Below are 26,239 nucleotides of genomic sequence, written 5' to 3'. Positions count from 1 at the left end.
GACACATCCTGTGGGGCATGGACAACGTCATCATCACTCCGCACATGAGCGGCGACACCCAGGACTATCTAGACGATCTCGGCCAACTCTTCGTCGACAATTTGCGGCGGTTCTGCCACGGCGAACCACTGGAGAATGTCGTGGACAAGGCGCTCGGATTCGTCACAGCGTCCTGATCTTGAACGTTGCTACACCCCAAACACACCCGAACCACCACGCGAGAACCGAGAGCCATGGCACAGATGACCGCACCGTCCCTGCTGGAAGCGAATAAAGGCAGGATCGAGACAGACTTCATGGGTGCCCGGGAAGTCCCGGCCGCCGCCTACTGGGGAATCCAGACGCTGCGCGCGGTAGAGAACTTCGCGATCACCGGTACGCAGATCTCGTCGTATCCACTGCTCGTCACCGCGCTCGCGCAGATCAAGCACGCCGCAGTACTGACCAACTTCGATCTGGGCCTGATCGATCAGGTGAAGAAGGACGCCATCGGGCAGGCCTGCCAAGACATCGAACAAGGTCGCCTGCTGGATCAGTTCGTGGTCGATGTCATCCAGGGTGGCGCCGGCACCTCGACGAACATGAATGCCAACGAGGTCATCGCCAACCGTGCGCTGGAGATTCTCGGGTTCGACAAGGGTGAGTACTCCAGGATTCACCCCAACGGCGACGTGAATATGGGCCAGTCGACCAACGACGTCTATCCCACCGCGATTCGGATCGCGACCATCCAGGGCACCCAACAGTTGTTGTCGGCGATGGGTCATCTTCGCCTGGCCTTAGCGCGCAAGGCAATCGCGTTCGACGATGTGGTGAAGGTCGGAAGGACCCAACTGCAGGATGCCGTGCCCATGACCCTCGGCCAGGAGTTCAGCACCTACGCGGTGATGGTCGACGAGGACGAACGCCGGATCCGCGAAGCCCTGGTGCACCTGCACGAGATCAACCTGGGCGCGACCGCCATCGGCACCGGCCTCAACACCCATCCCGACTACGCCGCCCAAGCGTGCACCCACCTGCAGCGACTCACCGGGCTGCCGCTGGTGACGGCCGGCAACCTGGTCGAAGCCACCCAGGACTGCGGGGCCTTCGTGCTGTTCTCGGGGATGCTCAAACGAGTCGCGGTGAAGCTGTCGAAGATCTGCAACGACCTGCGGCTGCTGTCCTCCGGACCCAGGGCCGGCTTCGCCGAAATCAACCTCCCCCCACGACAGGCGGGATCGAGCATCATGCCTGGAAAGGTCAACCCGGTCATACCGGAAGTGGTCAACCAGGTGGCCTTCGAAGTCATTGGCTACGACCTCACCGTCACCATCGCGGCCGAGGCCGGACAGTTGCAGCTCAACGCCTTCGAACCGATCATTGCGCGCTCCTTGTTCGCCAGCCTGGCCTCGCTCACCGCGGCCTGCACCAGCCTGGCCGACCACTGCATCGACGGGATCACCGCGAACAAGGAATTCCTGCGCTCCCAGGTCGAATCCAGCATCGGAGTGGTGACCGTCCTCAACCCGCTGATCGGTTACGACGCAGCAACTTCCATCGCGCGCCAAGCGCTGGTCGACGGTCGCAGCGTCACCTCCCTGGTGCTCGAGCGCGGCCTGCTCACCGCCGCCGAACTCGACGAGATCCTGCGCCCCGAGCGCCTGGCCAATCCACAAGCCCGCGCCACGGAACCACCGCCTACTGCGGTGGCGGTGCCGCGTCCTGACTCTCTGCCCCCCGAAACTGTTCAGGACCGGCATCGCTCCTGAATGCACACCGTGCCGGCGGGCGGGTGCCTACCCCCGCTCGCCGGCGCTTTCACCCCGCGTCCCGATGACGGTGCACAGCCAGTGCAACTCGCACGACTCCCAGCTCGGGACGTCCGCGGAGACGCTAGCCATAACAACCCTGCGGCCTGGCTCGTGAGCCGATCAACCTGGCTTGCCCGGCACTCGACCGCAAACCCGCACTTCCGAACAGAGAAACCAATGGTTACATCCAACAAGGGGGCACGCCTGGGGGGAAGCCCGGATCAACCGGGCCGCACGGTACCGAGCGGCTTCGATCCGGTGGAGTCGGATATCCGGCACTACAGTCGACGGCGCAAGCAACGACGACAGGACGCCGAACGTCGACGTGTGAAACAGCTCAGCAAACAGGCAAAAGAAGTAGAGGACATCCTCGCGTTCGCCCRCATCTGGGCGCCATTCGGTGGTGTCCCGGAGGACGAGACCTTCATCAAATTTGGCATGCACCCATGGCGGTTCATCGAAAGACTGTGGCACATTCTCAGCGAGATACCATGTGACAGAGCTGAAATGGACCAACTGCTGCAGGCCTTCCCGTCGACTGCGGTGGCGGTGACAGGTCCCGATTCCGACGCTCCCACGACTTCTGACAGTCACATGCTGCCGGGCGGCACGCCGTGATTCCCGCCGCCGAACACCGGAGAACAGGCATGCAGGTCGCACAGCCCTACACCAGTGATGACATCCTCGATTTCGCCATCCTCTGGGCGCCGATCGGCGGACCGAGCGCGGAGCAGATTCGCGTGAAGTTCAGTCTCGCCGTGGAGGAATACCGTCGACGGCTCTGCGACATCGCGCAATCGCACCGCAGAACTCGAGCCGAGAGGGGCAGAAGGGCGTTACCGGACCGGGTGTACGCGACGTCCGTCCTCGAGAGCTTGTTGAGCGAGAACGCGACGTAGTACGACCTGCGGCTGCCCTGCCTGCTGTCACAGTGTGCACGGTGGGTGCCTACCGGCGCCCGGCGGCCTTCCATCCCGGGCGAGTAGTTCCGTCGGTACGACCGCGATCAGATCGTGTGCACTACCTCGGCCCGGACCAACCTGGTGAGGAAGTCCGCGGGTACCTCCGTCCATTCGGGGCGCCAGTGCCCGTTCTGCTGATCTGCGTGCAGGCCCGTGAGCGTGGCTGCCACGTATGGTCCGCCGTCGAGGAGGTAGCGGAACGATCCGAGGTGGGCGCACTGGGCGGCAATCGACGCCAGCACCGTCTTGGCCTCGTCGGTCCGCCCGGCCGCGGCCAGGCAGGAAACCAGCAGCCGCCTTGCCCGCAGCAGCGCCTGCGGCCGGTGCCGTTCGGCCAGCCGATCGACCCATTCCTGTGCCCACCGGCAGGCGAGGTCCACTTTTCCCGGGTCCTGTTCGGCGAGCAGTGTTCGGATCGTCGACGCCTCCTCGTGCTGGACGGTGATCTCGTCGATCGCGTCGATGGGGCGTCGACGAGTGTCGTAGGACACCATCGGCACTGCGCCGAAATCCGGATGCGGAGGTAGACCCAACCGGATCCGCTCGTTCTCGGCCAGTGCGCGCAGACGCGTCAGCGACAACGTCTGCGCGATTTCCGCACCCTCGTGGAGCCGGCGGATCGCGGTGTCCCGGTCACCCAGCAGCGCCTTGACGCGGGCCCCGGACACGTATCGTGCGATCTTGAAATCGACCGGTCCGCCTTCGGGTCCGAGCTTGTACCCCTCGTCCAGGAGCCGTTCGGCTTCGTCGAGCTCCCCGCGGTCGTAGAGCGACTCGCCGAGCAGCGAACTCGCCAGTCGGGCGGTGTACGAGTGACTTCCACCGGACTGTTTTGCCAGCTTCAAGGCCTTGCGGAAGCACTCCTCGGCCGCGCGAAGGTCGAGCAGCAGTCGGTCCGCCAGCCCGGTGAAGCACAACCCGTGAATGGGATTGAACGAATCCCGGCCGCGTTCGAAATAGATCGATGCCCAGTCCTGCAGGCGGCTGACCTCGTCGAGGTCGCACCGGTAGGCGGCGGCAAAGGTGGCCAGGTTGGCTGCCTTGCCGATCACGAAGGGGCGGACGGTGTCCGCTCGGGCCAGGCACGGCGCAACGTGTTCGTCGATGCCCTCGAGGTGGTCGGCGCGCAGCGCCATCAGGGCTCGTACGACGTCCGCCTCGGCGCGCACGTCGGCGATCTCATCTGGACTGAGACCGGAATCCTCGACTGTGGATTCCACCAGTGTCAGCGCCTGGCTGGTGGCTTCGGCGCGGTGCAACAGGATGTTCGCCCAGGCCAGTGCGAGTTGCAGGCGCGGATGGGTCTGCACGATCGTCGGCGGCAATTTGCCGACCCAGCCGATCAGGGTCGACATCTGTGAATGCGCGAACATGTAGAGGCCGTCGTTCTCGATTATCTCGACCGCCCGCTGCTCGTCGCCGGCGGCGAGCGCATGATCGATTGCGTCACTGACCAATCGATGCTCGGCGAACCACCCCGAGGCGATGCGGTGCAGCCCTGCCACCCGATCCGGCTGATTCCGCTCCAACCGGTTCCGGAGGAACTCCGCGAACAGGTGGTGGTAGCCGAACCACTGTTCGTCGATGCGGTTCAGGAACAGATCGCGCTCTTCGACCTCCTCGAGCATCTCCAGTCCGTGAGACACCCCGGACAGCGCGGCCGCGAGATCCCCGCAGATGCGGTCGGGAATCGAGGTGGCCATCAGGAAGTCGAGCATCGACGGTTCCAGTGTGTCGAGCACGTTCTCGGCGAGAAACTCACTGATCGCGTGGTGGCCACCGGTCATGGAACTGATCAACTGGGACGGGTCGTCGCAACCCCTTAGCGACAACGACGCGAGTTGCAACGCCGCCACCCAGCCGTCGGTGGAGGTGGTGAGGTCCTCGACATCACTGTGTTCGAGTGCCAACCCGCGCAACCCGACCAGGAAGTGCTCCGACTCGTCGGTATCGAATCGCATTGCTGTGGAATCGATTTCGACGAGTTCGTCCTGCATCCGCATGCGGCTCATCGACAACCCGCTCTGGCTGCGACTGGTGACCACGACCTTCAGCGTGGGGCACAAATTGTCCAGTAAGTAGCGCAGCGCCTTGATCGTGGGCTTCGCACTGACCACGTGCCAGTCGTCGATGACCAGCATCATCGGTTCGCCGCTCTGGTGGATCTCGTTGATCAGCGAGGTGAGCACGTACCGCTCGGACTCGTCCCCACGCTCCTCGAGCACGTCGTTCAATTCGGTGGCCAGCGCGGGATTGACGGCACGAATGGCTTCGATCAGATGGGACAGGAACCAGACGAGGTTGTTGTCGTCGTTGTCGACGGTCAGCCACGCGACGGCGACGCCTTCGGCAGTCAGCACCTCGCACCACTGCGCGGCGAGAGTGCTCTTGCCGAATCCGGTGGGTCCGTGGATCACGGTCAGCTTCCGGGACCGCCCGGCGCGCAGTGTTTCGATCAACCGGTCCCGTCGCACCAGCGCCCGGGCCGGCGAGGGCGGGCGGAATCTGGTGGCCGGGGCCGGCGGGGTCAGCGACCGCGGCGGGTAGTGGCGCCGCAGCGACCCGGTGGTGGACCCGGAGACACTGTGCCCTTCCGGGGCCGGAAGGGGAACCGGTATGTCGTCGACCGCAATGCCGTGCCGGCGCTGTACCGCGCGCAGCAGTTCGCCGAACTCTGCCGCCGTCGCCGGGCGGTCCCGCGGGTCGCGGGACATCGCTTGCTCGATCACCTCGCCGACGTCGGCCGGCAGACCCGAATCGTGCAGGTCCGGCATGGGATGCTTGGTGATCCGAAGGAATTGGACGACCGCCTGCTCGCCCTTGCGGCGCTCATAGAGAGCATGCCCGGTACCGGCGCAGAACAGGGTCGCCGCCAGGCTGTACACGTCCGAGGTCGCGGCTGATGGTTGACCTTGCAGAACCTCGGGGGCGGTATAGGCAGGGGACCCTGTGATCGCCCCGCTGGTGGTTTCGAAGCCGCCGCTGATCCGGGCGATGCCGAAGTCGGTGAGCTGCGGCTCGCCGTACTCGGTGAGCAGGATGTTCGCGGGCTTGACGTCGCGGTGCAGGGTCCCGCGCTGGTGCGCGGTCTCCAGGGCACCGGCCATCTTCACACCGACATGCAGGACGTCCCGCCAGTCGATGGGGCCGCTGTTCTGGATCTTGGCGTCCAGGGAACCGTGCGGGTGGTACTGCATCACGATGTACGGCCGCCCGCCCGCGGTCGCGCCGACCTGAAAGATACTCACGATGTGCGGATGTCCGGAGAGTTTCCCCATCGCGACTTGCTCACGGACGAATCGCGCGAGATTGTCCGGATCGAGGTTCGCGGTCAGGACCTTCACCGCCACTGTTCGATCCAGTGCGCGCTGCACACAGCGGTACACGACGCCGAAGCCGCCGCGTCCGATCTCCTGCGGACCTTCGAACCCTGCGGCTGTCAGCTCCGCCGGTATACCCGCGTGTAGATCACGCTGTGTCGATAGCGGGTCGCCGTGAACCATCCGATCGCCTCGGTACACATATCGGGGCACGGCTGCCCGCCGTGACCATGATCCGAGCATAGTCCGAACGAATGCGGGTCGGAGCGGGCCAGACCCGCCGGTCGCCGTCAGTTCGGTGAAGTACATTCCCGCCTACCTGTGCCTCCGCCTGCTGCGCAGCTACTTCACCCTCGACTCTGAGCCTGCTCTACCCGCCGATGCACCCACGGATCCCCACCCGGATGCTGCGCTACAAGTCGGCGTGGCTCCGCCGACCGCATCCGGCCGCCGAGACCCCGACCGGTGACCATCATGCGCAGTGACAGCCCGGTCGAGACCGACATCGTGCGCCGCGACAGCCAGTTCGCAGGCAACGTGGTGGCCGTCGACTCGGTCCCGTTCCACCGTGCCCCTGTTGAAAGGTGCATGGCGATCGATCGATATTCCTATGTCTTCGAGTCGAATTGCGTCATGGTTTTCCGGTAGTCGACACGGTGTGATGGGAGTCCCCATATCGAAGGAGACTTCTGTGAGGTTCGAATCTTTCCGGCAAGACCTTGATCATGTCCGGTGGCTGTCGCGGGATCGGACCAGGTATCGCGCCTCGCGGCGTCCGAGACGGGGCCAATATCGCATTGCTGGCAAAGACACGCTTGATCCTCGGGGGGATTTCGGTCGGATCATCGAGCGTTCGTGGGGTGAATGACTGAGACACCGAACCGGACCAGGTGGGCGCCGACGAGTAAGCGCCGGTCGCGTGCGCCGACGCACCGCGCCTGTCGTTGCGATCGGTGATGTGGCGTCGTGGGAGAACGCTGTGCGGCTTGACCTGTGGATATAGGCAGAACCGTATGGTCCGGCCGCGTATTGCCGGTTGATCCGGCACCGGGACTTGGATGTGATGTGAGTACCGCTCCAGTGGCCGCAATCACATACCTCGGGCCGCCACTGCCTGAGCGCTCACATTTCCGGAGGAAATTGATGGTGACGACAGAAACCCGTCCCGGCGACACCGGACACCGGCCGCCGCGCCAGGCAAGCCGGCGTGCGTGGGGCATCGTTGTGTTGCTGTTTCTATTTTTTACGCTGAACTTTGCTGACAAAGCGGCGATCGGCTTGGGAAGTCAGCAGATTCGTGCAGATCTCGGGCTCACCCCGGGGCAGTACGGGCTGCTCAGCAGTGCCTTCTTCTGGCTGTTCGCGGTCGGTGCGGTCGCCCTCACCGCGGTGCTCCGCAAGATCTCGTATACCTGGGGTGCCGGCGTGCTGATGATCACCTGGATCGTCAGCATGCTGCCCCTGACCTTCCAGACGTCATTCGGTGTACTCCTCGCGTGCCGAATTGCGTTGGGCTTCTTCGAAGGTCCCGCACATGCGCTGTGTCAGTCGATCGTCGCCGACCGTTTCTCCCCCGAGAGGAGGGCGACGGCCGGGGCGGTAGTCAATGCCGGGTCGTCGGTGGGGCCGCTGATCGCCGCCCCCGTGCTGACCTGGGTGATCCTGACCTGGTCCTGGCACGCCGCCTTCATGGTCCTCGTCGGCGTGGGTGTGCTGTGGGTGATCGGGTGGTTCTGGTACACCGAAAAGCTGCCGTTCAAGCGGACCGAGGCTGCGGTCGAGGGCGTCGCGAAGATCGAAGACCCCAACGGCACGATCGTGGTTCCCTTCCGCCGCTTGCTGACGTTGCAGAGTTTCTGGGGGCTGGTCCTCCTCTCGTTCGCCGGTTACCTCATCTCCTCGCTCAAGGTGGCGTGGCTGCCCGCGTACCTGAACGAGGGGCTCGGGTACTCGGCGAGCACCGTCGGCATGCTGGTGACGCTGCCGTACATCGTCGCGGTCGCGGTCCTGCTCTCGGCGGGACTGCTGTCCGGCCGGCTGCTCCGCAAGGGCTACAGCTCACGGGTCGCGCGCGGCTACCTCACCGGTGCGTATTTGCTGGTCGGAGGCGTCTCGATGGTGATCTTCACCCAGCTCGCGGCCGGTCCGGTGCAATTGGTTTTCGTGTTTGCCGCATTTGCGGTCAACAGCGTCGCGTTCTCCGTTGCCTTCGCCGGAGCGTCCGACTTCCTGCCGGCCCGGCAGCGGGTGGCGTTCTTCGGCTGCATCATCGCCGCCTACAGCGTCGCGGGCATCGTTGCCCCGTACGCCCTCGGACTGATCGTCGAACATGCACCCAACGCCGCGCAGGGCTACTCGGCCGGTTTCATGCTCGTCGGCATCACGGTGTGCGTGCTCGGTGTCGTCGGCGGCATGATGCTCAACCCCGAGAAGGCCAAGGCCCGGCTCGAGAAGCTGACCGTCGAATGCAAGGCGCGAGAGGCACGGTGACTACCATGAATGGACCCCTGACCGGCATCCGGGTACTCGACCTCGGCCAATACATCGCCGGCCCCAGCGCTTGCCAGACCCTCGCAGATCTCGGCGCGGACGTCCTGAAAGTCGAGAGCGTGCGCGGCGACCAGGCACGAGGCATCGGTACGTTCGGTCAAGCGATGGTGCAGGCCTACAACCGCGACAAACGCAGCATCGCCCTCGATCTGAGCCAAGAGGACGCCCGGGTCATTCTCCACGAGTTACTCGCCGAAGCCGATGTGCTGGTGCAGAACTTCCGCAACGGCTCCGCTGAACGCCTGGGAATCGGCCCCGACGAACTGAGGCGGCGCTACCCCCGACTCGTACACGGGAGCGTGACCGGATTCGGGGTCAACGGGCCCTCCAGCGACCGTCCGGGACTCGACATCGCAGCACAGGCAGAGTTCGGGCTCATGCACGTCACCGGGGAAGCGGACGGTGACCCGCAACGGCTGGGGCTCCCCGCCGCCGACGTCACCGCGGCCAACGCACTCTGCGCCGGTATCCTCGCCGCGCTGTATCAACGAACCTCGACCGGTCGAGGCGCACACGTCCAGACCTCGCTGATGGAGGCGACACTGTCGATGCAGGCGGCGAACTGGGGGGAGTACACCATCACGGGGCAGGCACCGCGGCGCAAGGGCAACGGCCAGGCGCACGCCGCACCGGCCGCGGATGTCGTCACCCTGACGGACGGACAGATCGTGCTCTCGGCCTACACGGACGAGAAGTGGTCTGCCCTGTGTCATCTCATCGATCGCCCGGACATGATCGGCGATCCGCGGTTCGTCGACAACCCGGCGCGCGTCGCGCACCGGCGCGAACTGTTGGCGACCCTCTCCGAGGCGTTCGGCACGATGACGCGCGATCAAGCCGTCGAGCGGTTGCTGTCCGCCCAGATCGTCTGCGGCGCAATCCGATCCTTCGACGACATCGCCGAGGACAAGGACGTGGTCGCTTCCGGGGTCCTCGTCGACGTTGCCGGAGCTGACGGCGCGTCGTTCACCAGTCCCGGACTGGCTTTCACCCTCGACGGCCGTCGCCGCGCCACCTCGGTCGCCGCCCCGGCCACTGGCCAGCACACCGCGGCCGTTCTGCACGAACTCGGTTACACGGACGAAGAAGTAGCCGGATTCCTCGACCGCGGCGTCATCGGCGACTCCGCACCCCGCTGACACTATTTCGAAAGGTTCCCCTCATGATCGACTCAGAGGTCCTCGACTACGACTTCCCCACCTATCTGAAGGCAATTGCCGACTTCACCGACAACGAACTCGTCCCGGCCGAGAACGAGATGGTCGAGGTGGGCGAGGTTCCCGCCCGCATCCTCGACCGGATGGCGGCACTCGGCCTGTTCGGCATCTCCATCCCCCGTGCCTACGGCGGCCTCGAATGGACCATGGAGCAGCAGGTACAGCTCACCTTCGAATTCACCCGTGCCTCGTGCGTGTACCGGTCACGCTTCTCGACGGTGATCGGCCTGTGCTCGCAGGCCATCCTCGATCACGGAACCGAGGAACAGCGCCGGCGGATGCTTCCCGCCATGGCCGCAGGGGAGTTGGTCACGGCATTCGCGCTCACCGAGGAAGCGGCCGGCTCGGATGCAGCCCACCTGCGCACCACCGCCGTGCGCAACGGCGATGTGTACGTTCTGAACGGCAGCAAGCGCTACATCACGAACGCCGCCTGGGCGGACGCGTTCATCGTCTTCGCCCGCACCGACGTAGCCGAACCCGGCGCCGCGGGAGTGTCAGCCCTCATCGTGGACGCCAACTCTCCCGGGGTGCGGACGGTCCTGCCCGCGATCATGAACGGGCACGCCGAGGCCCCGGTCGGCGAGATCTACTTCGACAGTGTCGAGGTGCCCGCGGCGAACCTTCTCGGAGGCACCGAAGGCGCGGGGCTGACGATGGCACTGCGCGGCATCAATCACGCGCGTCTGCATGTCGCCGCGACTTGTGTCGGTCAGGCCACTCGAATGCTGGAAGAGACGACCTCACATATCAACGGCCGCAAACAGTTCGGTGCTCCGCTGGCGGATCTGGGCGTGGTTCAGGCGACACTCGGAGCCAGCTTTGCCGAACTCGAGGCCGGGCGTGCGCTGACAGTCGAATGTGCACGGGCCTTCGACGACGGTGTCATCCCACGCCACCGCATTGCTTCCGCAAAGTTGTACAGCTCCGAGATGGCGAGCCGGGTCGCCGACCGTTGCGTTCAGCTACTGGGAGGTGAGGGCATCGTCGGCCCGCATCCCGTCCCACGGATGTGGCGAGACGTTCGTGCGCTGCGCATCTACGAGGGGTCCTCGCCGATCCACGAGCGGAACCTCGCCAAGGCCATGATCACACAGGTCGGCGTCGACGGAACACTGCCCGACTCCTACCGCGTCTGATCCCGGCAGCTGGTGGCAGCAGTTGCCGCGGCAGCCCCCAACGGTCGTTCCGGACGGTGTCGGCGCCACGCGGATCCCGCCTGAGGCGAGAGGGAAGATGGACTCATGGACTTGCGACAGCTCGAGTACTTCCTTGCCATCGTCGAGCACGGAGGAGTCAACCGAGCGGCCCAGCATCTCCACGTCGCACAGGCGACCCTGTCACAGGGCATCCGTCAGCTCGAACGCGAACTGAAGCTGTCCTTGTTCCACCGGACCGGACGAAATCTCGTCCTCAACCCGGCAGGCCAACTGCTGGTCGAGCCCGCTCGCAGAGTGCTCGGCGACATCGTCGCTGCGGAAGACATCATGCGGGGGCGCCCGTGAAGTGCAGGTCGGGTCCATCACGATCGGAACGATGCCGGAGATGTCCAGCGAGGCCGTCGCCGCATGGAGCGCGTCGTTCACCCGTCTGTACCCCGACATACGAATCGACCTGTCGGAGTTTCCCTCCGACCGGGAACTGTGTGACGAGGTACTGGCCGGACACTGCGAGCTCGGATTCACGACCTTCCCGGTTCCGATGGACAACCTCGAGCGGGTGGAACTGGGGGTCCAGCGGTTGCTGCTCGTGATGCCACCGGGCACCCCCACCGACACAACCGGGCCGTTCGAGTTGATTCGACTCCGTGACGTTCCGCTGGCGGTGAGCAATTCGGCTCGCCGCGAGAACGACATCGTCACCTCGATACTGCGGCGGGAATCGGTGGTTCCCTCGATCAGAGCCCAGGTGCCGAACCGGCACGCGCAGATGACCCTGGTCCTCAATGGCGCCGCCAGCGCCTTTCTCCCCCTGAGGATGGCGACCGCTGCGCACCGACTCGGTGCCGTCGTCGTCGAAACCAGCCCCGGTATCCGGACCCCGTTCGGGATCGTGCACCGCCCCGGAGCCCTGAACCCGGCGGCGCGCAGCTTCGTCGTACAGAGTCACGCGGACCTGGCCCGGCGCAACGCACGGATTGCCGAACTTCAAGCCGCCGGGGCGGCGCTGCTCGACGCTGCCTTGACGGCGGACGACGAATTGGACTCGAGAAAACACACCATGCCGAAAGGGCCCGTCGATTGATGCCGAATTGGACACCGTTCCGCTCCGGGGAGGACCCCGACCCGCGCTTCACACTCGCGAACGAACGTACCTATCTGGCCTGGATGCGCACAGCCACGGCACTCGTCGCCTCCGGTCTCGGACTGGAGGCCTTCGCCGGCGATCTGCTTGCTCCCGCGATCCGGGCCCCGATGGCCGCTCTGCTCCTCGTCGCCGGCGGCGTGATCGCCATCGCCGCATTCGCGCATTGGATCAGCGCCGAGCGAGCATTGCGTGCGGGTCGTACCCTGCCGGTACCGGTGATGGCACCGGTTGTCGCCGGGGTGCTCGTCATCTGCGCCGTCGTCTTGATTGCCGAAGTGGTGAACTCCTGAATGCGCGTGTCTCACACGATTGACGCGGGGCTCCAACCCGAACGCACCTCGCTGTCCTTCGTGCGAACCTGTTTGTCGATACTCGGGCTGGTAGTGGCCTGCCTACGTTGGCTTCCGCCCAGCAATTCCATGGCGCTGGTCGGTCCGGCGATCGCCGGCACACTCGTCGCCGGTGCCGCGGTGCACGAGCATCGGTCACGGCCCCTTCGAAGGGCGCGATTTGCAGCAGAGTCCGCAACGCCGGCAATCGGCACTGGAAGCCTTCTGGCGGTGAGTGTCGCACTGCTAAGCCTCAGCGGACTGTGGGTTCTGGTGCACTGAGGCTGATCTCGTGGGCTGGTGCCGTTCACCCATCCGCGAATCGTGCGGCGTCTGTCCAGGGCGACTTGGAGTCGGTCGAGGAAGGCGATCTCGGTTTCGATGATGATCGGTATCGGCGGGAAATCATCCGCGTTGAGAGTCGCCGGACTGCTGTGCACCAATTGCCCGAAGAGGCGGGCACAGTAGGGTTCCGGCAGTCTGAGGAGCCGTTGGATCTCGGGGTTCGTGGCCCCGCAGAACCAGCCGGCGATCGGCCAGCCGAGCTTGCGAGCCAGGAGATCCGAGACGGCGTATCCCTCCTCGAGGGTGCGGGGTCGATACGCGATCGGCAGCTCCGGCAGTACCCGGTTGTCGAGGCGTGCCTCGTAGAGAAGGACGGATGCCAGCTCCAACTCGGTGAGCCGATCGTGGTGAATGGACTGCATTGTGTGAACCTGCCTGTCGGATGGGGACCTTCGCCGCATAGTGGGCTCGGCGGTCCACTTGGTCGGTGCGTGTGCTGCACGCACGGCCGACTGTGCTTCTGACATCCCTGACACTAAGGCCGCTGCATCCGCTGCGATATGGGATGTTCCGTCCTGGTCGGTGTTGATTGTGGATGAACAATCCTGGTGCCGCTGACGACGAGATCTTCGCGGGCAGAGGACTGGGTGTCGCGGGCCAGAGGAGTCACGTCCTGGTGGCGCACCCCGTCCGACATCCTCGACGGCCGAACCCCGTTGCAGGAGCTCGAGGACGGCGATCTGACCGAGGTCGCCGTCGACAACAGTGATCAGCGTGRCCAAGCAGGGATGGTAGGAGAGTGGGGCTCCTGCAACGGCAATCCGGTCCGGTCCGCCGGCACCGTTATCAACAGCGTGGACTCCGGTTGTGCCGCGGCCGCGGCACAACCGACGGCGCGTGTCGATCCGATCATCGCGTTGCACGATGTGGCCGGTAGCCCGGGCCCGGATGCGGCGGAGATGACCAAGCATCCTCGTGGGGCGATCCTGGAGGAAGGGGCGGTATCGCCGACGTTGCCCAGCCGCCGTTGCGGTTATTTCGTTTGTTGCGTATATTTCGTTTAGGAGGTGTGTGATGTCCGCAGCGCATCAGCAGCCGACCGTTGTCGAACAGGAGCAGGCCTGCCAGGCACTGCAGTTGCTTCGTGATGTCGATCCGGCGGGGGAGACCCTCGATGTGACCGTGGCCGGAACTTCGGAGTCGGTGCATCTTCCTCGTGCAGCGCTCGATCTGATCCGTGAGGTCTTGGCGAATATGGCTGCCGGGCAGGGGGTCACCGTCGTCCCGGCGCACGCGGAGCTGACGACCCAGCAGGCCGCGCAGATGCTCAATGTCTCGCGGCCGCATGTGATCAAGCTCCTCGACGAGGGGAACATCGAGTACCGGATGGTCGGCCGCCATCGGCGGATCCTCGCGTCCTCTCTGCTTGCCTACCAGCGGACGCAGCTGGGGACCTCGCGCGCCGCCGCGGACGAGCTGGCGGCCCTGACGGAAGACCTCGGGCTGTACTGACGTGACCTTCACCGTGCTGTACGACGCGAATGTGCTGTACCCAAATGTTTTACGCGACTGCTGATCCGGCTCGCGCAGACCGGCCTGGTACATGCCCGGTGGACGGATCGCATCCTTGACGAGACATTCGAGAACTTGGCGGAGGATCGCCCGGACATCCCGGCAGCGACGTTGGCGAAGCTGCGGGAGCTGATGAACCGGGCAGTACCGGACTGTCTGGTCACCGGCTACGAGGCACTTATCCCCGCACTCACGCTGCCAGATGAGGACGACCGGCATGTGCTGGCCGCGGCGATCCGCGCCGGCGCCCAGGTCATCGTCACCGCGAACCTGCGGGACTTCCCCGACTCGGATCTGGCAGTTCGGCGTCGAGGCCAAGCATCCGGACGAGTTCGTGATGGATCTGTTCCACCTCGACGGGGTACGGGTCCATCAGGCAATCAGTGCGACTGCCGCGGCCTGGCGCAATCCACCCGGGACCCGGCTGATGTGTGTGACCGCCTTGCGGCGGCGGGGCCGCCTATTTCCGCGGCCGCGTTCCGTCGCTGAGCAAGGTAGGGAACCGCGCGTAACTCTGCATAGTGTGGTTTGTCGTCTGAGGTCACCTGCGGTTGGTGGACGGCCAGGAGGAGGTGATCGGTGCCGATTTCTCCGTGCCCGAGCAGGGCCGCCTGGCGCATGCTGCCCCCCGACCACCTTCTTCGTCTTCGGGGTGAAGGATGGTGGTGGATGGAATGGTTGGTTGGGTTGTGGATGGATGGAGCCGATGACGGGAATCGAACCCGCGTATTCAGCTTGGGAAGCTGATGTTCTGCCATTGAACTACATCGGCGCGCACGATATTGGGCGCCCGTAGGCAAGCCCAACACCCTGCGGCGGAAACATTATCAGATGGTGATCCGGACTACGCGGGCACACGCGCGGAGTGTCATACGAGGGGTTTGCCGGTCCGCATTCTGCGTCGGAGGTCGCGCATGAGCAGGATGTAGGGGAGTTCGCGGATGGTGACGGGTATGCGTCGGCTGATGGCGCCGATGGTGCTCATGGTCCGGTCGAAGCGTCGCTGATCCTTGGCGGTCCAGGTGAGGTGCATCTGGTCGCGGAAGAGTGGTGGCAGGAAGCCGGTGGTGAAGAACAGGTTGAGCCGGCCGAAGAGTCGGGACACGACGGCGGGCATGAATTCGACCTTGGCGACGGAGACCAGGTATTCGCGGATGGTGTCGTCGATCGACACGTCGGCGAGGGCTTTGTTCCAGTACTCCTCGAAGGCGGCGCGGGTGTCGGGCCACATCTCTTTCGGCACCTGCAGGGTGGTGCCGAAGGTGGCTCCCTGCTGGTAGAAGTATTCGCTCTCGGTGGCGGTGAGTTCGCCGTGCATGGAGCGGTGGACGTCCTCGAATCCGCGGTAGATGCAGGCGGCGACCCACAGCTGCAGTTCGGGGTCGAACGCGTCGTACTGCACGGGGCTGTCTGGCCCCGACTGCACCTTGGCGTGGACGCGGTTGACGCCGTTGCGAAACGCTTCTTTCTCCTCGTCGGTGCCGCGGGCCGCCACGACGAGGTAGGTGAGGGTGGTCCGCGTTCGTTTGATCGGGTGCCGGAAGATCTGTCCGCTTTCGACGCGGCTTTCCACGACGCCGTATCCGACGGCGGGGTGGGAGAGCTGCATGATCACGTTTGCTGCGCCGGCGAGCAGGCCGGCGCCGTCCATGACCAGTTCGAGTCGGTCCGGCACCTCGAGAGATGTCGACATGTGCACTCCTGTCGCAAGCGGTGAATTACCTATCTGAATACGACCGTACTCACATATATGTGGCGAGTCCAGAGGCAAGTGCGAAGATGTTTCCATGGCAATCGCGTCGGACAGGGTGTACGGCGGCCAAGAGGGTGACCAGCGTCGATCGGATCGACGCAGCCAGCTCATCGAGGCCGGACTCGACCTGCTCGGCAGCGCGGACGGCGACCACGCCCTGACCGTGCGCGGAGTCTGCAAGCAGGCCGGGCTCGCCACCCGTTACTTCTACGAGAGCTTCCCCGACCGCGACGCGCTGACCGTCGCCGTCTACGACCACGTCGTGGAACGCATCGCAACGAGCACCCTGGACGCCGTGACGAACGCCGGGCCGGGGGAGCGGGAGATCGTCCGCGCCGGGGTCCGCAACATCGTGCGGGAGGTTGCCGAGGATCCGCGGCACGGCCGGCTGATGTTCTCGGTGGCGCAGTCGAGCGCGGTGCTGGCCCAGCGCCGCCTCGACAGCTCGCGACTGTTCGCGGGCCTGGTCACGAAGCAGACGGTCGGGTACTACGAGGTGGCCGAGAGTCCGCGCCTCGACCTCGCCGCGCACTTCATGGTCGGCGGCCTCGCCCAGACCCTGACGGCATGGCTGAACGGGACCGTGACGCTCCCCGAGGAGGAGCTGGTGGATACCTGCACCGAACTGCTGCTCTCGATGGCCATCCACACCCGTTAACCTCTACCTGTGCTCCTCTCCGATCGCGATCTCCGTACCGCAATTTCCACTGGACGTCTGGGCATCGACCCGTTCGACGATTCGATGGTCCAGCCCTCGAGCGTGGATGTGCGCCTCGACAGCCTGTTCCGGGTGTTCAACAACACCCGCTACACGCACATCGACCCAGCTCAGCGGCAGGACGAGCTGACCACGCTGGTCGAGCCGGCGGAGGGGGAGCCGTTCGTTCTGCACCCTGGCGAGTTCGTCCTCGGTTCCACGCTGGAAGTGTGCTCGCTGCCCGACGACCTGGCGGGACGCCTCGAGGGCAAGTCCTCGCTCGGCCGCCTCGGACTGCTCACGCACTCGACCGCCGGGTTCATCGACCCGGGTTTCAACGGGCACATCACGCTGGAACTCTCCAATGTCGCGAACCTGCCCATCACCCTGTGGCCGGGGATGAAGATCGGCCAGCTGTGCCTGTTGCGGCTGTCGAGCGCGGCGGAGCACCCGTACGGCAGCTCGGCCGTCGGCTCCAAGTACCAGGGCCAGCGCGGCCCGACGCCGTCGAAGGCCTACCTCAACTTCGCGCAACGCTGAGCGTCGGCGGCCCCGCCGAAAAACTGCAAACCGAGTGGTCCGCTACTCGTGTGTATTGCGGCGAGTAAGAGAAGACTGGGATTCGAAGCCGCCCTCTCCTGGGCGTTCGATCCCGGAGGCCGCCATGAAAGACGTCGTCGTATTGCTGCCCGGCATCGGCGGGTCGGTCCTCGCGCGTGACGGCAAAGACGTGTGGGCGCCGACACCGGGCGTCGCGCTGGCGAGCGTGCTCTCGCTGGGCAGAAATATCAAAACACTGAAACTCGACAGCGACGACCCGGACGTCGACGACCTCGGCGACGGCGTCGTGGCCACCCGGCTGGTACCGGACTTCCACTTCGTTCCCGGCCTGGACTGGAAGATCGACGGCTACACGAAGTTCCGTGACGACCTGGTCCGCCGATTCGGAGTCGTTCCCGGCGACAACTATTTCGAACTGCCCTACGACTGGCGGCGCGACAACCGGGTGGCGGCCCGCACGCTGGCCCGGCGATCCCACGACTGGCTGGCGCGGTGGCGCGAGAAGTCGGGCAACGCGGACGCCAAGCTCGTGCTGGTGTGCCACTCCATGGGCGGAATCGTCGCCCGACTGTTCCTCGAACTGCTGGACGGTTGGCGCGACACCCGCACCCTGGTCACGTTCGGCACCCCGTACTCGGGTTCGGTCAACGCGCTCGACTTCCTCGTCAACGGATTCCGCAAGGGCTGGGGTCCGTTCACCGTGGACCTCGGTGCGCTGATCGGGTCGTTCACGTCCGCCTACCAGTTGCTGCCGTCGTATCGGTGCATGGCGGGTGACGACGGGTCGTGGCGCGCACTCGACGACACGGCGCTCGACTGGTCGGGCACGGGACTCGACGCCGGCCGGATGGGGGCGGCGGTGCGCCTGCACCGTGGCCTGCGCGACGCCGTCGACGCGCGGCTGAAGTCGGAACCCCAGGGCTACGACATCCGTCCGGTGATCGGCGACTTCCAGCCCACCAAATGGGCCGCCCGGCTCGCCGGGTCGAAGGTCGAGACGATGACCGTCCGCGGGCCCGGCGAGAGCGGCGGCGACGGCACCGTGCCGAAGCTGTCGGCCACCCCGCACGAGCTCATGACGGGATGGAAGAACGCGGCGTTCTTCAGCCAGCGGCACGGATCCCTGCAGAACGACGACCCGGTGCTCGACCATGTGGGCGGGATCCTGACCACCGCAGTTCTCGCGCCCCCGAACGTGTTTCCGGCGGTGAACGAATCGGTGGCGCTGGAGGTCGACGACGTGACGACCGCCGAGCCGCTGGTGATCCGCGCGCGAACCGGTGCCGGGGGCGCTCGACTGGTCGCGTCAGTCGAGCCCGTCGCAGGCGGTCCGGGCAGGCGGCACCCGTTGTCGCCGGCCGTCGACGGCTGGCAGCAGGCAGTCCTCGACGGATTATCCGCCCAGGATTACCGGATCACCGTGCGCGCGCTCGGGGTGCACCCGGTCACCGACGTCGCGAGTGTGGTCGACCTCGACGAGATCGCCCGGTCCGTGGACGCCTAGGAGCGCGGAAACATGAGACCCGCAACCGGTTTCGAGGAACTGGAGATCAGCGTCCTCCGGGCGGGCGACCACGTCTGGCTGTCGGCGCAGTCCTGGATGGGGTCGGTGTTCGCGGTGCGGCGAGAGATCCCGGAATGGAAACTGCCGAACGACGTCACGGGAAAGACGATCGACGCGCCGTCCGGATGGCTGACCGACACCGTCCGGCACGCGCGCACCGACGCCGCGGCCCACGCGCTCGACGTCGGGAAAGTGCTGACGGACCTGGTGTTCGGGATCCCCGACATCGAAACGCTGTTGCAGCAGAGCCGGGGAATCGCCGGGAGGGCGGGAACTCAGCTCCTCGTGCGGATCCTCGCCGCGCCGCAGGAAGTGTGCGCCTGGCCGTGGGAGTTGCTGCTGGATCCGCAACGCCCCGACCAGTTCCTCGCCATGGCACGCGACGTCCACGTGGTGCGGTCCGGACGGTCGCGCACGTACCCGATCCGGCAGACGCCGATCGAGCCGCCGCTCAATCTCCTGCTGGTGATGTCGAGTCCGCTGCGGGAGGGCCCGGAGGATTCCGAGGCCCCGTTCGACCTGTACGCCGAGAAACGCAGCCTGCTGTCGGAACTGCGGCCCCTGGTCGACCGTGGTCTGCTCCGGGTGGTGGTCGAGGACCGTCCGTCCGTCGAACGTCTTCGCAGTCGAATGGGCATGCAGAGACGAGGGTTTCACCTCTTCCACTATCTCGGGCACGCCAATCCGGACGGTCTGAAGGTGGAGCGGCGCAACGGCCGCGGGATGCTGCTGCCGAGCCAGGAGTTCGCGTTGCTGTTGCAGCAGCTGCCGGACCTCCGGCTGGCGGTGTTCGCGGGGTGCGAGACGGCCCGCGCGCCGGACGGGGCCACCGACGACGACCCGTGGCCGGGGCCGCTGTCCTCGGCCGACATCTGTGTGCGTGATGCGTGCCCGATGGTGATCGGCATGCAGGCGGTGCTGCCGTTCCGGACGGAGCGACTGCTGACGCGCTTCTTCTACGAGGCGCTGACCGCCGGCCAGCCCGTCGCGGAGGCGTTGCGGCTGGCGCGGCTCGCGATCAACGGCGACGAGAACAGCGGCGACCCCCTGCTCGACTGGGCGGTGCCCTGCCTGTTCGTCGGCGGGAGCGAGCCCGGCGCGATCATCGACCCGGACGCGAAAGCGCGGCCGGAACCCTCGCCCCGGCGGATCTCGCGGCGGATCGGGATCCGCCAGGGCGAACTCCGCTTCATCTCCCGCCTCGCGGAACTGCGCGAGGGGGTGGACGTGCTGTCCGGGCGGACGTCCGCCCGGTTGCTGCACGTGGTCGGGATGCCCTCCACCGGAAAGACCGCCCTCCTGGACCGCGTGCTCGAGGAGCTCGAACCGCAGATCGCGCATCTGTTCGTCAGCGCGAAACGGCTGCTCGCGAAACCCGACCCGCTCCGCGAACTGTCCCGGATCGTCGCCGAGCTGATGGACGACGCCGGGGTCCGCACCGCCCGGCCCGGCAGGCTCAGCGCCGGTGACTGGTGGGAGCGGCTACTCGACGACCTCACCGAAGTCCCCACCGCGATCGTCGTCGACGACGGCGACCTGCTTGTCGGCGACGCCCCCGGCGCCTCGGACCTCCTCGACGCCTTGGTCCTGTTGACAGAGCGTCGGGGCGACGCGCGGCTCGCCGTGGCGACCACTGGGGAACTCGCCGGACTGACCGAGTCGCTCCGCGCCGCGGAAGTGCGCACGATCCGCCTCGACGCCCTGTCCTGGCCCGAAGTGTGGCAATGGATCCGGCGCAATCTGCCCACGCTGACGCGTTACCCGGAGCAGGATCTCTCCCGGCTCTACACCGACGTGCGGCACCTGGAACTGTGGGAGCAGCTGGCGGATCTCGCCGCCCAGGACGGCACCTTCGAACCGCGGGACCTGCCGCTGCTCGTCCGGCAACTCGGTGTCGGTGCCGCGAAGCCGGCACCGCCGGTGTCGAACGGGTCCGACTTCTTCGGCGCCGGCTCCGGGGCACCCGAGGCCGAGGCGGCAGCCGCGGCGCCGGTGCGGCACGCACTGCGGTTGGCGGTGGCGGGACCGTTCACCGCCGGGCGTCGTGAGGAGATCGCGGTGGCCGTCACGCAGTGCGCCATCCGGCACGACGTTCCGGGCCGGGTGGTGGCCGGCGAGACGGGGCAGGGCGAATCGGCGCTGGCCGAACTCCTGCCCCAGGAGCTGGCCTTCGCGCACGGTGTCCCGTCCGAGCGTGACGTCTGCCGGTGGATGGAGGACGCCGCCCTCGCCGACGCGGACATCCTGGTGTTCGACTACGGCAACGCGGTCCCGTCCGACGCGCAGAACGCCGTCATCGCGCGCCTGGTCGGCGACGGACGACTCGTGATCGTCTCGGGCGACCACTCCGACGAGTCGGCGTATCCCGCGTGGAGTGCGGACGCGTTCGCCGTCGGTGCCGTCGAGGACGACGGCACCCTCACCCACGAAACCCCGTACTTCGCCGACGCGGGCAAACCCGACGTCTACGCGCCGCGGACGATCACCGGGACGACGTGCGAGCGGCTCGTCGACCGGCCGGAGATGGAGGGCACGACCTTCGCCGCGCTGTACGTGGCCGTCGCGGCGATGCTGGTGTGGGCGACCGACCGCGACCTGGCCGCGCGGGACGTCCGGGCGCTGCTGGTCGAGACGGCGACACCGATACCGACTGCACGGGGTGACACCGCGAAGCAACTCGACGTCGAAGCGGCACTGGACAGCGCGCGGCGGGAGGTCGTCGTCGGAGCACTCGGATCGGACGCACTCGAACTCGGGCAGTTGCTCGCGGAAATCCCGATCCGCCCGGAATTGGCGGTTCCGCTGCTCGACGCCCTGGTGGCCGACGGCAACCGCATTCGGCGGGTCGTCCGGAACGGCGTCGAACAGTACGAACGCGCCGGCGCCGCGGTCGGACCGAGAAACGAGTAGTCGGCTACGCATGACCGGTCCGCCCGCGGCGCGAAGGCTGGCAGGCACAGCACCGAGCCGCCGCCTACGTGAGGACCGAGTCATGACCATCGTCGACAACATCGGAGACGGGCAGTCGCAGCGCGCGACGCCTGCGGGAACGTTCGAGGCGGAACGGCAACGACAACACGATGCGGCAGAACTGCGTGCGCGGGAACGGGCACCCCAGCGCGGCGAGCACGTGGAGGCGCTCAACGGTCCCGGCGGGGTTGCCGCGGCGGATACGCCCGAACGGATCGCGAAGCGGGTGGACCGGCTCGGTCGCTACTACGGCGAGGACGGCTGGGCGTCGGACACCCTCCCGGATCGGATTCTCGAGAAGATCGTGGGCACAGCAGATTTCGTCGGCGCCCGCTACCTCGATGCCGGCGTCGCCGCCGCCCGGTCCATCGGACGGGTGAATATCCGCGACGCACGGGGAACCCTGCAGGGCTACGGCACCGGTTTCCTCGTCTCACCTGCCCTGCTGCTGACCAACCACCACGTGCTGCCGGACGCCGACATCGCCCGCAGCAGCGTGATCGAGTTCGACTACCAGGACGGCGTCGACGGAAAACCGCGGCCCGTGCAGATGTTTCCGCTGGATCCGGGACGGTTCTACCTCGCCGACCGGGAACGCGATTTCGCGCTGGTCGCGGTCGGGGCCGAGCCCGGGACGCTCGCACAGTTCGGTTTCAGCCCGCTGATCCAGGCGGAGGGCAAGGCCGTGATCGGCGAGTTCGTGACCATCGTGCAGCATCCCCGCGGCGAGAAGAAGCAGATCGCGCTGCGGGAGAACCGCATCGTCGACATTCCCGAACGGTTCCTGCACTACTCGGCCGACACCGAACCCGGATCCTCGGGTTCACCGGTCTTCAACGACCAGTGGGAGGTGGTCGCCCTGCACCACGCGAGTGTGCGTGCGCCGCAGCACACCGAGTTCGGTGGAGTCCTCAACGAAGGGGTGCGGATCAGCCGCATACTCGAATACGTGCGTGCGCAGAACCTGACCCCGCAGTGGCGGGACCTCGTCGACGAGATCCTCGGCGCCGAGCGGACGGTGCCGGCGGTCCGCCCGGAGTTCGAACAGGCACGGGAGGTGACCGTCCGGGTTCCCCTGGAGATCACGGTGCGCCTCGGATCCGTCGAGTCACCGGCCGCCGCGCCGGAAGCGATCTCGGTCGATCCGAACTACGGCACCCGGGGTGGGTACGACGAGAGCTTCCTGCGGGTGCCGCTACCACTGCCGCGGCCCGAGGTGCCTGCGGTGGCGTCACCGGAGTTGAAATATCACCACTTCAGCGTCGTGATGCACCGCGAGCGGGCACTGGCACTGTTCACCGCCGTGAACATCGACGGGCGGCAGTCGCAGAGCCCCCGGCGCGACAGCGACAGATGGATTCTCGACCCCCGGCTTCCGGCCGATCAGCAGACGGGGGAGGACGTGTACCGCGACAATCCGCTCGACCGGGGGCACCTCGTGCGGCGTCTCGACCCGGCCTGGGGCCCGCTGGCCAAAGCGGCGAACGACGACACGTTCCACTTCACCAATTGCACTCCGCAACACCACAGTTTCAACGCGGGACAGACGCTGTGGCTGGGACTCGAGGACTACGTCCTGAAGAACGCGGACAACGCCGATCTCTCCGTCACCGTCGTGACCGGGCCCGTTCTCGCACCGGACGACCCGAAGTATCGCGGTGTGGCGCTGCCACGGCAGTTCTGGAAGACGGTCGCCATGGTGAAGCAGGACGGCAGCCTCTCGGTCACCGGATACCTGCTCAGCCAGGCCGCCCTGCTCGACGAGTTCGCCGAGGGGGAGGAGGCGTTCTCCTACGGCGCGTACCGCACGTTCCAGGTACCCGTCCGGCGGATCGCACAGTTGACCGGTCTGGGCCTGGACCCCTACATCGCGGCCGACCCGCTCGAACGGGTCGAGGCGAGCAGCCTGCCCCGCGAACTGATCCGCCCTCAGGACCTGATCCTCTGAAACCGGAAGGGAACCCGACGTCATGAGCACCAGCGAATCAGCGGCCGATCTGCCGACCCGCCGCACGTGCGGGGCGATGGACGTGCACCGCCGGCTGCTGACCGAGTCGGAGTCGTACCGGATCGCCCGATCGGAGATCGAGAACCAGAGCATCGAGTTGGAGCCGTTGCAGTCGATCGCCGCCCGCGGACCGGTGCGGATTCCGGTCGTCGTGCACGTGGTGTCGACGACAGCGGCGCAGAACATCTCCGACGCGCAGATCGAGAGCCAGATCGTGGTGCTCAACAAGGACTTCCGCGCCACCAACGACGACATCGACACCGTTCCGCCCGCGTTCGAGCAGCTGATCGGCGACGCCGGCATCGAATACTTCCTCGCCGACACCGGCCCGGACGGGCGGCCGTCGAACGGAATCACCCGCACCACAACCGAAGTCGACTCGTTCGACCAGAACGACGGCGTGAAGTCCGTGGAGACCGGTGGCGCCGACCCGTGGCCGACGCAGAGATACCTCAACATCTGGGTCTGCGCGCTCGGCGGTGGGCTGCTCGGCTATGCGCAGTTCCCCGGCGGCCCCGTCGCCACCGACGGCGTCGTGATCACGTACACCGCGTTCGGCACGACGGGCACCGCGCGGGCCCCGTTCAACCTTGGCCGCACCGCGACCCACGAGATCGGGCACTACCTCAACCTCTTCCATATCTGGGGCGACGACGGCACCGGGTGCCGGGGCTCCGACGAGGTCGCCGACACCCCCAATCAGGGCGGGCAGAACGTCGGGATGCCGCGCTTCCCGCACATCAGTTGCGGGAACGGCCCCCACGGCGACCTGTTCATGGATTACATGGACTACACGGACGACGCGGGGATGGTGATGTTCACCAAGGGGCAGGGCGCCCGGATGGGCGCGTGCCTGGACGGCGTTCGGAAGGCGTTGTGGACCGGACGGGCAGAGAGTCCGGCCGTCGCCGCACTGGTGGCCCCGGGTGCGGCGGGACGCTGGCGGCATTCCTTCGAGGAGGACCACGACGGTGTCCGCGTGTACCGGCCCGCCGGATTCGACTTCCCGCGGGCGCGGGGGCGGGGCGGGATCGAATTCCGGCCGGACGGCTCGTTCGTCGACTGGGCGATCGGCCGGGGCGACGCCGACGAACCACGGGAGGGAACGTGGGTGCCCGCGGACGACGACGGGCGGCTCGAGGTGACCACGGCGGCGGGCGACACGCGCACCGTTCGGGTGGTCCGGCTCGACGAGGACCGCCTCGAATTGGACGTCGGGGACGTAGCGGCCGGAGGTACCTGCGGAGATATACTTCTCTGACCTGGTATTCACACTCAGTGACGCGGTTCCGCCGTACTCGGGGAGACGGATTGGCGCGCCCCGAAAGGAATTCCGATGTCTACTCGAAAAGTGCTGGGTCGGCTGGGAGCAGTGCTCGCCGTCGCGGGCGCATTGTCGTTCGCTGTGCCCGGCGCCGCCTCCGCCGCGCCGTTCGTCCCCGGCTCGATGTCGACGTGCGCCCCCGGAGCCTGGCTCACGTTCAACGCGGAACGCGTCGGACCCGACCGGATCCGGTACACCACCGCAGCGCCGTTCGCGCAGTGGAACGGCGCCGTCGTGCAGTTCACGAACCTCACCACCGGATTCCGGGGTGTCGCGTTCGTCAACGACCCCGTACCGGCCGCCGTCGGGTTCGGGCCGGTGCTGAGTGAGATCGCCGGGCTGTTGCCGTGCTTCGTCAGCGCGGGCGTCACCATGTCGTAGCCGCGCTCAGCTGGGGTCGGAGCCGCGGACCGCCGCCAACCACACGGCGACGGCCGCGGCCACACACGTCGCGCCGGCGAACGCGGGAAGCCCGCCGCCCGCGACGTACACCCACAAGGCCCCGGCGAACGGCGCCGCCACCGCGAACTGAGCGTCGAGGACGAGCCTGCGGGCCGGCCGGACCGCGACCCGGGCGCGTACCGGACCGTCCGGATCCGGACGCGACGGGTTGTCGATCAACCGGCCGGGCGGCTCCGAACGACGCGCTCGACCCGAGGGGAGCAGGCGACGGCCCTCCCACACCACCAGGGTGCGACGGCCCGCGTCGTGCACCGTCGCCGCGGTCGGCGTCGGCAGGGTGACCAGAGCGGCATCGAAGAACACCGGAATCCACAGCGACCCCGGTTCCTCACGTACCTCGATCCAGGACCTGCTGGTCAGTCGGTGTTGCTGGCGTACCCGGCGCACCGTGGCCGGCCGTCCCGGCTCCGACCCCGCGCGGGTGGCCGCGAACCACGTGTAGCCGGTGACCCCGAGCACCGCCGCCGCCACGACGACCAGTGCGCTGAACTGATCGGCGTCGGCGACCACGGCGAACACGCCGCACACCAGCAGTGCGCCCCCGGCGACGGCCACCGGGTAGTGC

At 66.8% G+C, this 26,239-nt stretch carries 23 protein-coding genes, 1 tRNA gene and 3 pseudogenes; 23 read left to right on the top strand and 4 right to left on the bottom strand.

Translation table 11 applies throughout. From position 1 onward, the window contains the following. The first annotated feature begins 233 nt into the window (after positions 1-233). The 3 genes from aspA to AC1DWT_RS16385 all read left to right on the top strand — a co-directional run bounded on the left by aspA (position 234) and on the right by AC1DWT_RS16385 (position 2,692). Complete coding sequence (aspA, locus tag AC1DWT_RS16395; RefSeq protein WP_477921410.1) at positions 234-1,751, top strand: aspartate ammonia-lyase; 1,518 nt, start codon at positions 234-236, stop codon at positions 1,749-1,751. Between the two features lie 219 nt (positions 1,752-1,970). After that, entirely contained in the window at positions 1,971-2,411 is a 441-nt protein-coding gene (locus tag AC1DWT_RS16390) for a hypothetical protein (protein ID WP_477921409.1), read from the top strand. A 29-nt stretch (positions 2,412-2,440) separates the two neighbouring features. Next, the gene (locus AC1DWT_RS16385) at positions 2,441-2,692 is read left to right on the top strand and encodes a hypothetical protein (RefSeq protein WP_072937540.1); all 252 of its coding nucleotides are present in this window, start codon (positions 2,441-2,443) and stop codon (positions 2,690-2,692) included. A gap of 107 nt (positions 2,693-2,799) precedes the next feature. Here AC1DWT_RS16385 and AC1DWT_RS16380 read toward each other — a convergent pair whose 3' ends face one another. Then, on the bottom strand, positions 2,800-6,258 hold the full coding sequence (locus tag AC1DWT_RS16380; protein ID WP_477921406.1) for a protein kinase domain-containing protein: 3,459 nt from the start codon (positions 6,256-6,258) through the stop codon (positions 2,800-2,802). A gap of 282 nt (positions 6,259-6,540) precedes the next feature. On the opposite strand from AC1DWT_RS16380, the gene AC1DWT_RS16375 reads away from it, so the two are divergent. The 13 genes and pseudogenes from AC1DWT_RS16375 to AC1DWT_RS16315 all read left to right on the top strand — a co-directional run. Then, positions 6,541-6,723, top strand: coding sequence for a hypothetical protein (locus tag AC1DWT_RS16375; protein WP_072937538.1), 183 nt, complete (start codon positions 6,541-6,543; stop codon positions 6,721-6,723). Positions 6,724-6,800: 77 nt separating this feature from the next. Beyond that, positions 6,801-6,887, top strand: a pseudogene (locus AC1DWT_RS16370) (SDR family oxidoreductase); the annotation flags it as partial. A gap of 331 nt (positions 6,888-7,218) precedes the next feature. Continuing rightward, entirely contained in the window at positions 7,219-8,565 is a 1,347-nt protein-coding gene (locus AC1DWT_RS16365) for an MFS transporter (RefSeq protein ID WP_477921404.1), read from the top strand. Beyond that, positions 8,562-9,764 (top strand): CaiB/BaiF CoA transferase family protein, encoded by a 1,203-nt coding sequence (locus AC1DWT_RS16360; protein ID WP_477921402.1) that lies wholly within the window; start codon positions 8,562-8,564, stop codon positions 9,762-9,764. The genes AC1DWT_RS16365 and AC1DWT_RS16360 overlap by 4 nt, the downstream gene beginning before the upstream one ends. A 23-nt stretch (positions 9,765-9,787) precedes the next feature. Next, positions 9,788-10,981 (top strand): acyl-CoA dehydrogenase family protein, encoded by a 1,194-nt coding sequence (locus AC1DWT_RS16355; protein WP_477921401.1) that lies wholly within the window; start codon positions 9,788-9,790, stop codon positions 10,979-10,981. 105 nt (positions 10,982-11,086) lie between these two features. Continuing rightward, positions 11,087-11,347, top strand: coding sequence for a LysR family transcriptional regulator (locus AC1DWT_RS16350; protein ID WP_477921399.1), 261 nt, complete (start codon positions 11,087-11,089; stop codon positions 11,345-11,347). Positions 11,348-11,387: 40 nt separating this feature from the next. After that, complete coding sequence (locus tag AC1DWT_RS16345; protein WP_477921397.1) at positions 11,388-12,086, top strand: LysR family transcriptional regulator substrate-binding protein; 699 nt, start codon at positions 11,388-11,390, stop codon at positions 12,084-12,086. Beyond that, entirely contained in the window at positions 12,086-12,439 is a 354-nt protein-coding gene (locus AC1DWT_RS16340) for a YidH family protein (protein WP_477921395.1), read from the top strand. The genes AC1DWT_RS16345 and AC1DWT_RS16340 overlap by 1 nt, the downstream gene beginning before the upstream one ends. Further along, entirely contained in the window at positions 12,440-12,760 is a 321-nt protein-coding gene (locus tag AC1DWT_RS16335) for a DUF202 domain-containing protein (RefSeq protein WP_477921393.1), read from the top strand. It abuts the gene before it with no gap. Positions 12,761-13,371: 611 nt separating this feature from the next. Further along, the gene (locus AC1DWT_RS16330; protein ID WP_477921392.1) at positions 13,372-13,827 is read left to right on the top strand and encodes a hypothetical protein; all 456 of its coding nucleotides are present in this window, start codon (positions 13,372-13,374) and stop codon (positions 13,825-13,827) included. 10 nt (positions 13,828-13,837) lie between these two features. Beyond that, complete coding sequence (locus AC1DWT_RS16325; protein ID WP_477921390.1) at positions 13,838-14,275, top strand: helix-turn-helix domain-containing protein; 438 nt, start codon at positions 13,838-13,840, stop codon at positions 14,273-14,275. 57 nt (positions 14,276-14,332) lie between these two features. Next, positions 14,333-14,548: pseudogene (locus AC1DWT_RS16320) on the top strand (PIN domain-containing protein); the annotation flags it as partial. After that, positions 14,538-14,732 (top strand): annotated as a pseudogene (locus tag AC1DWT_RS16315) (hypothetical protein); the annotation flags it as partial. The pseudogenes AC1DWT_RS16320 and AC1DWT_RS16315, both read left to right, overlap by 11 nt. Positions 14,733-15,033: 301 nt before the next feature. Here AC1DWT_RS16315 and AC1DWT_RS16310 read toward each other — a convergent pair. Both AC1DWT_RS16310 and AC1DWT_RS16305 read right to left on the bottom strand, forming a co-directional pair. Next, a tRNA-Gly gene (locus AC1DWT_RS16310) sits at positions 15,034-15,107 on the bottom strand. Positions 15,108-15,203: 96 nt separating this feature from the next. After that, positions 15,204-16,028 carry an oxygenase MpaB family protein gene (locus AC1DWT_RS16305; protein WP_477921388.1) on the bottom strand — a complete coding sequence of 275 codons (825 nt, stop codon included), beginning with the start codon at positions 16,026-16,028 and terminating at the stop codon, positions 15,204-15,206. A gap of 94 nt (positions 16,029-16,122) precedes the next feature. Here AC1DWT_RS16305 and AC1DWT_RS16300 point away from each other — a divergent pair, with 94 nt between their 5' ends. From AC1DWT_RS16300 to AC1DWT_RS16270, 7 genes are all read left to right on the top strand, one after another. Beyond that, on the top strand, positions 16,123-16,746 hold the full coding sequence (locus AC1DWT_RS16300; RefSeq protein WP_083395595.1) for a TetR/AcrR family transcriptional regulator: 624 nt from the start codon (positions 16,123-16,125) through the stop codon (positions 16,744-16,746). Between the two features lie 9 nt (positions 16,747-16,755). Then, positions 16,756-17,325 (top strand): dCTP deaminase, encoded by a 570-nt coding sequence (gene dcd / locus AC1DWT_RS16295; RefSeq protein WP_072937534.1) that lies wholly within the window; start codon positions 16,756-16,758, stop codon positions 17,323-17,325. Positions 17,326-17,449: 124 nt separating this feature from the next. Further along, positions 17,450-18,850, top strand: coding sequence for a lipase/acyltransferase domain-containing protein (locus tag AC1DWT_RS16290; RefSeq protein WP_477921386.1), 1,401 nt, complete (start codon positions 17,450-17,452; stop codon positions 18,848-18,850). Positions 18,851-18,862: 12 nt separating this feature from the next. Continuing rightward, a complete protein-coding gene (locus AC1DWT_RS16285; protein WP_477921384.1) occupies positions 18,863-21,820 on the top strand; it encodes a CHAT domain-containing protein in 2,958 nt (985 codons plus the stop codon). Between the two features lie 82 nt (positions 21,821-21,902). Next, positions 21,903-23,828: a DNA/RNA non-specific endonuclease gene (locus AC1DWT_RS16280; RefSeq protein WP_477921382.1), complete on the top strand. Its 1,926-nt coding sequence runs from the start codon at positions 21,903-21,905 to the stop codon at positions 23,826-23,828. Between the two features lie 22 nt (positions 23,829-23,850). Beyond that, complete coding sequence (locus AC1DWT_RS16275; protein WP_477921380.1) at positions 23,851-25,149, top strand: zinc metalloprotease; 1,299 nt, start codon at positions 23,851-23,853, stop codon at positions 25,147-25,149. A gap of 75 nt (positions 25,150-25,224) precedes the next feature. Further along, positions 25,225-25,593 (top strand): hypothetical protein, encoded by a 369-nt coding sequence (locus AC1DWT_RS16270; RefSeq protein WP_072937529.1) that lies wholly within the window; start codon positions 25,225-25,227, stop codon positions 25,591-25,593. Positions 25,594-25,599: 6 nt separating this feature from the next. Here the strand turns inward: AC1DWT_RS16270 and AC1DWT_RS16265 are convergent, their stop codons facing one another. Next, positions 25,600-26,205, bottom strand: a complete 606-nt coding sequence (locus tag AC1DWT_RS16265) for a hypothetical protein (RefSeq protein ID WP_072937604.1) — start codon at positions 26,203-26,205, stop codon at positions 25,600-25,602. Positions 26,206-26,239: the final 34 nt, after the last annotated feature.

The sequence above is a fragment of the Rhodococcus sp. P4_B6 genome (assembly GCF_056402215.1).
Note: the sequence above shows the minus strand (reverse complement) of the source record. Positions and strands in the feature narration are given on the sequence as shown.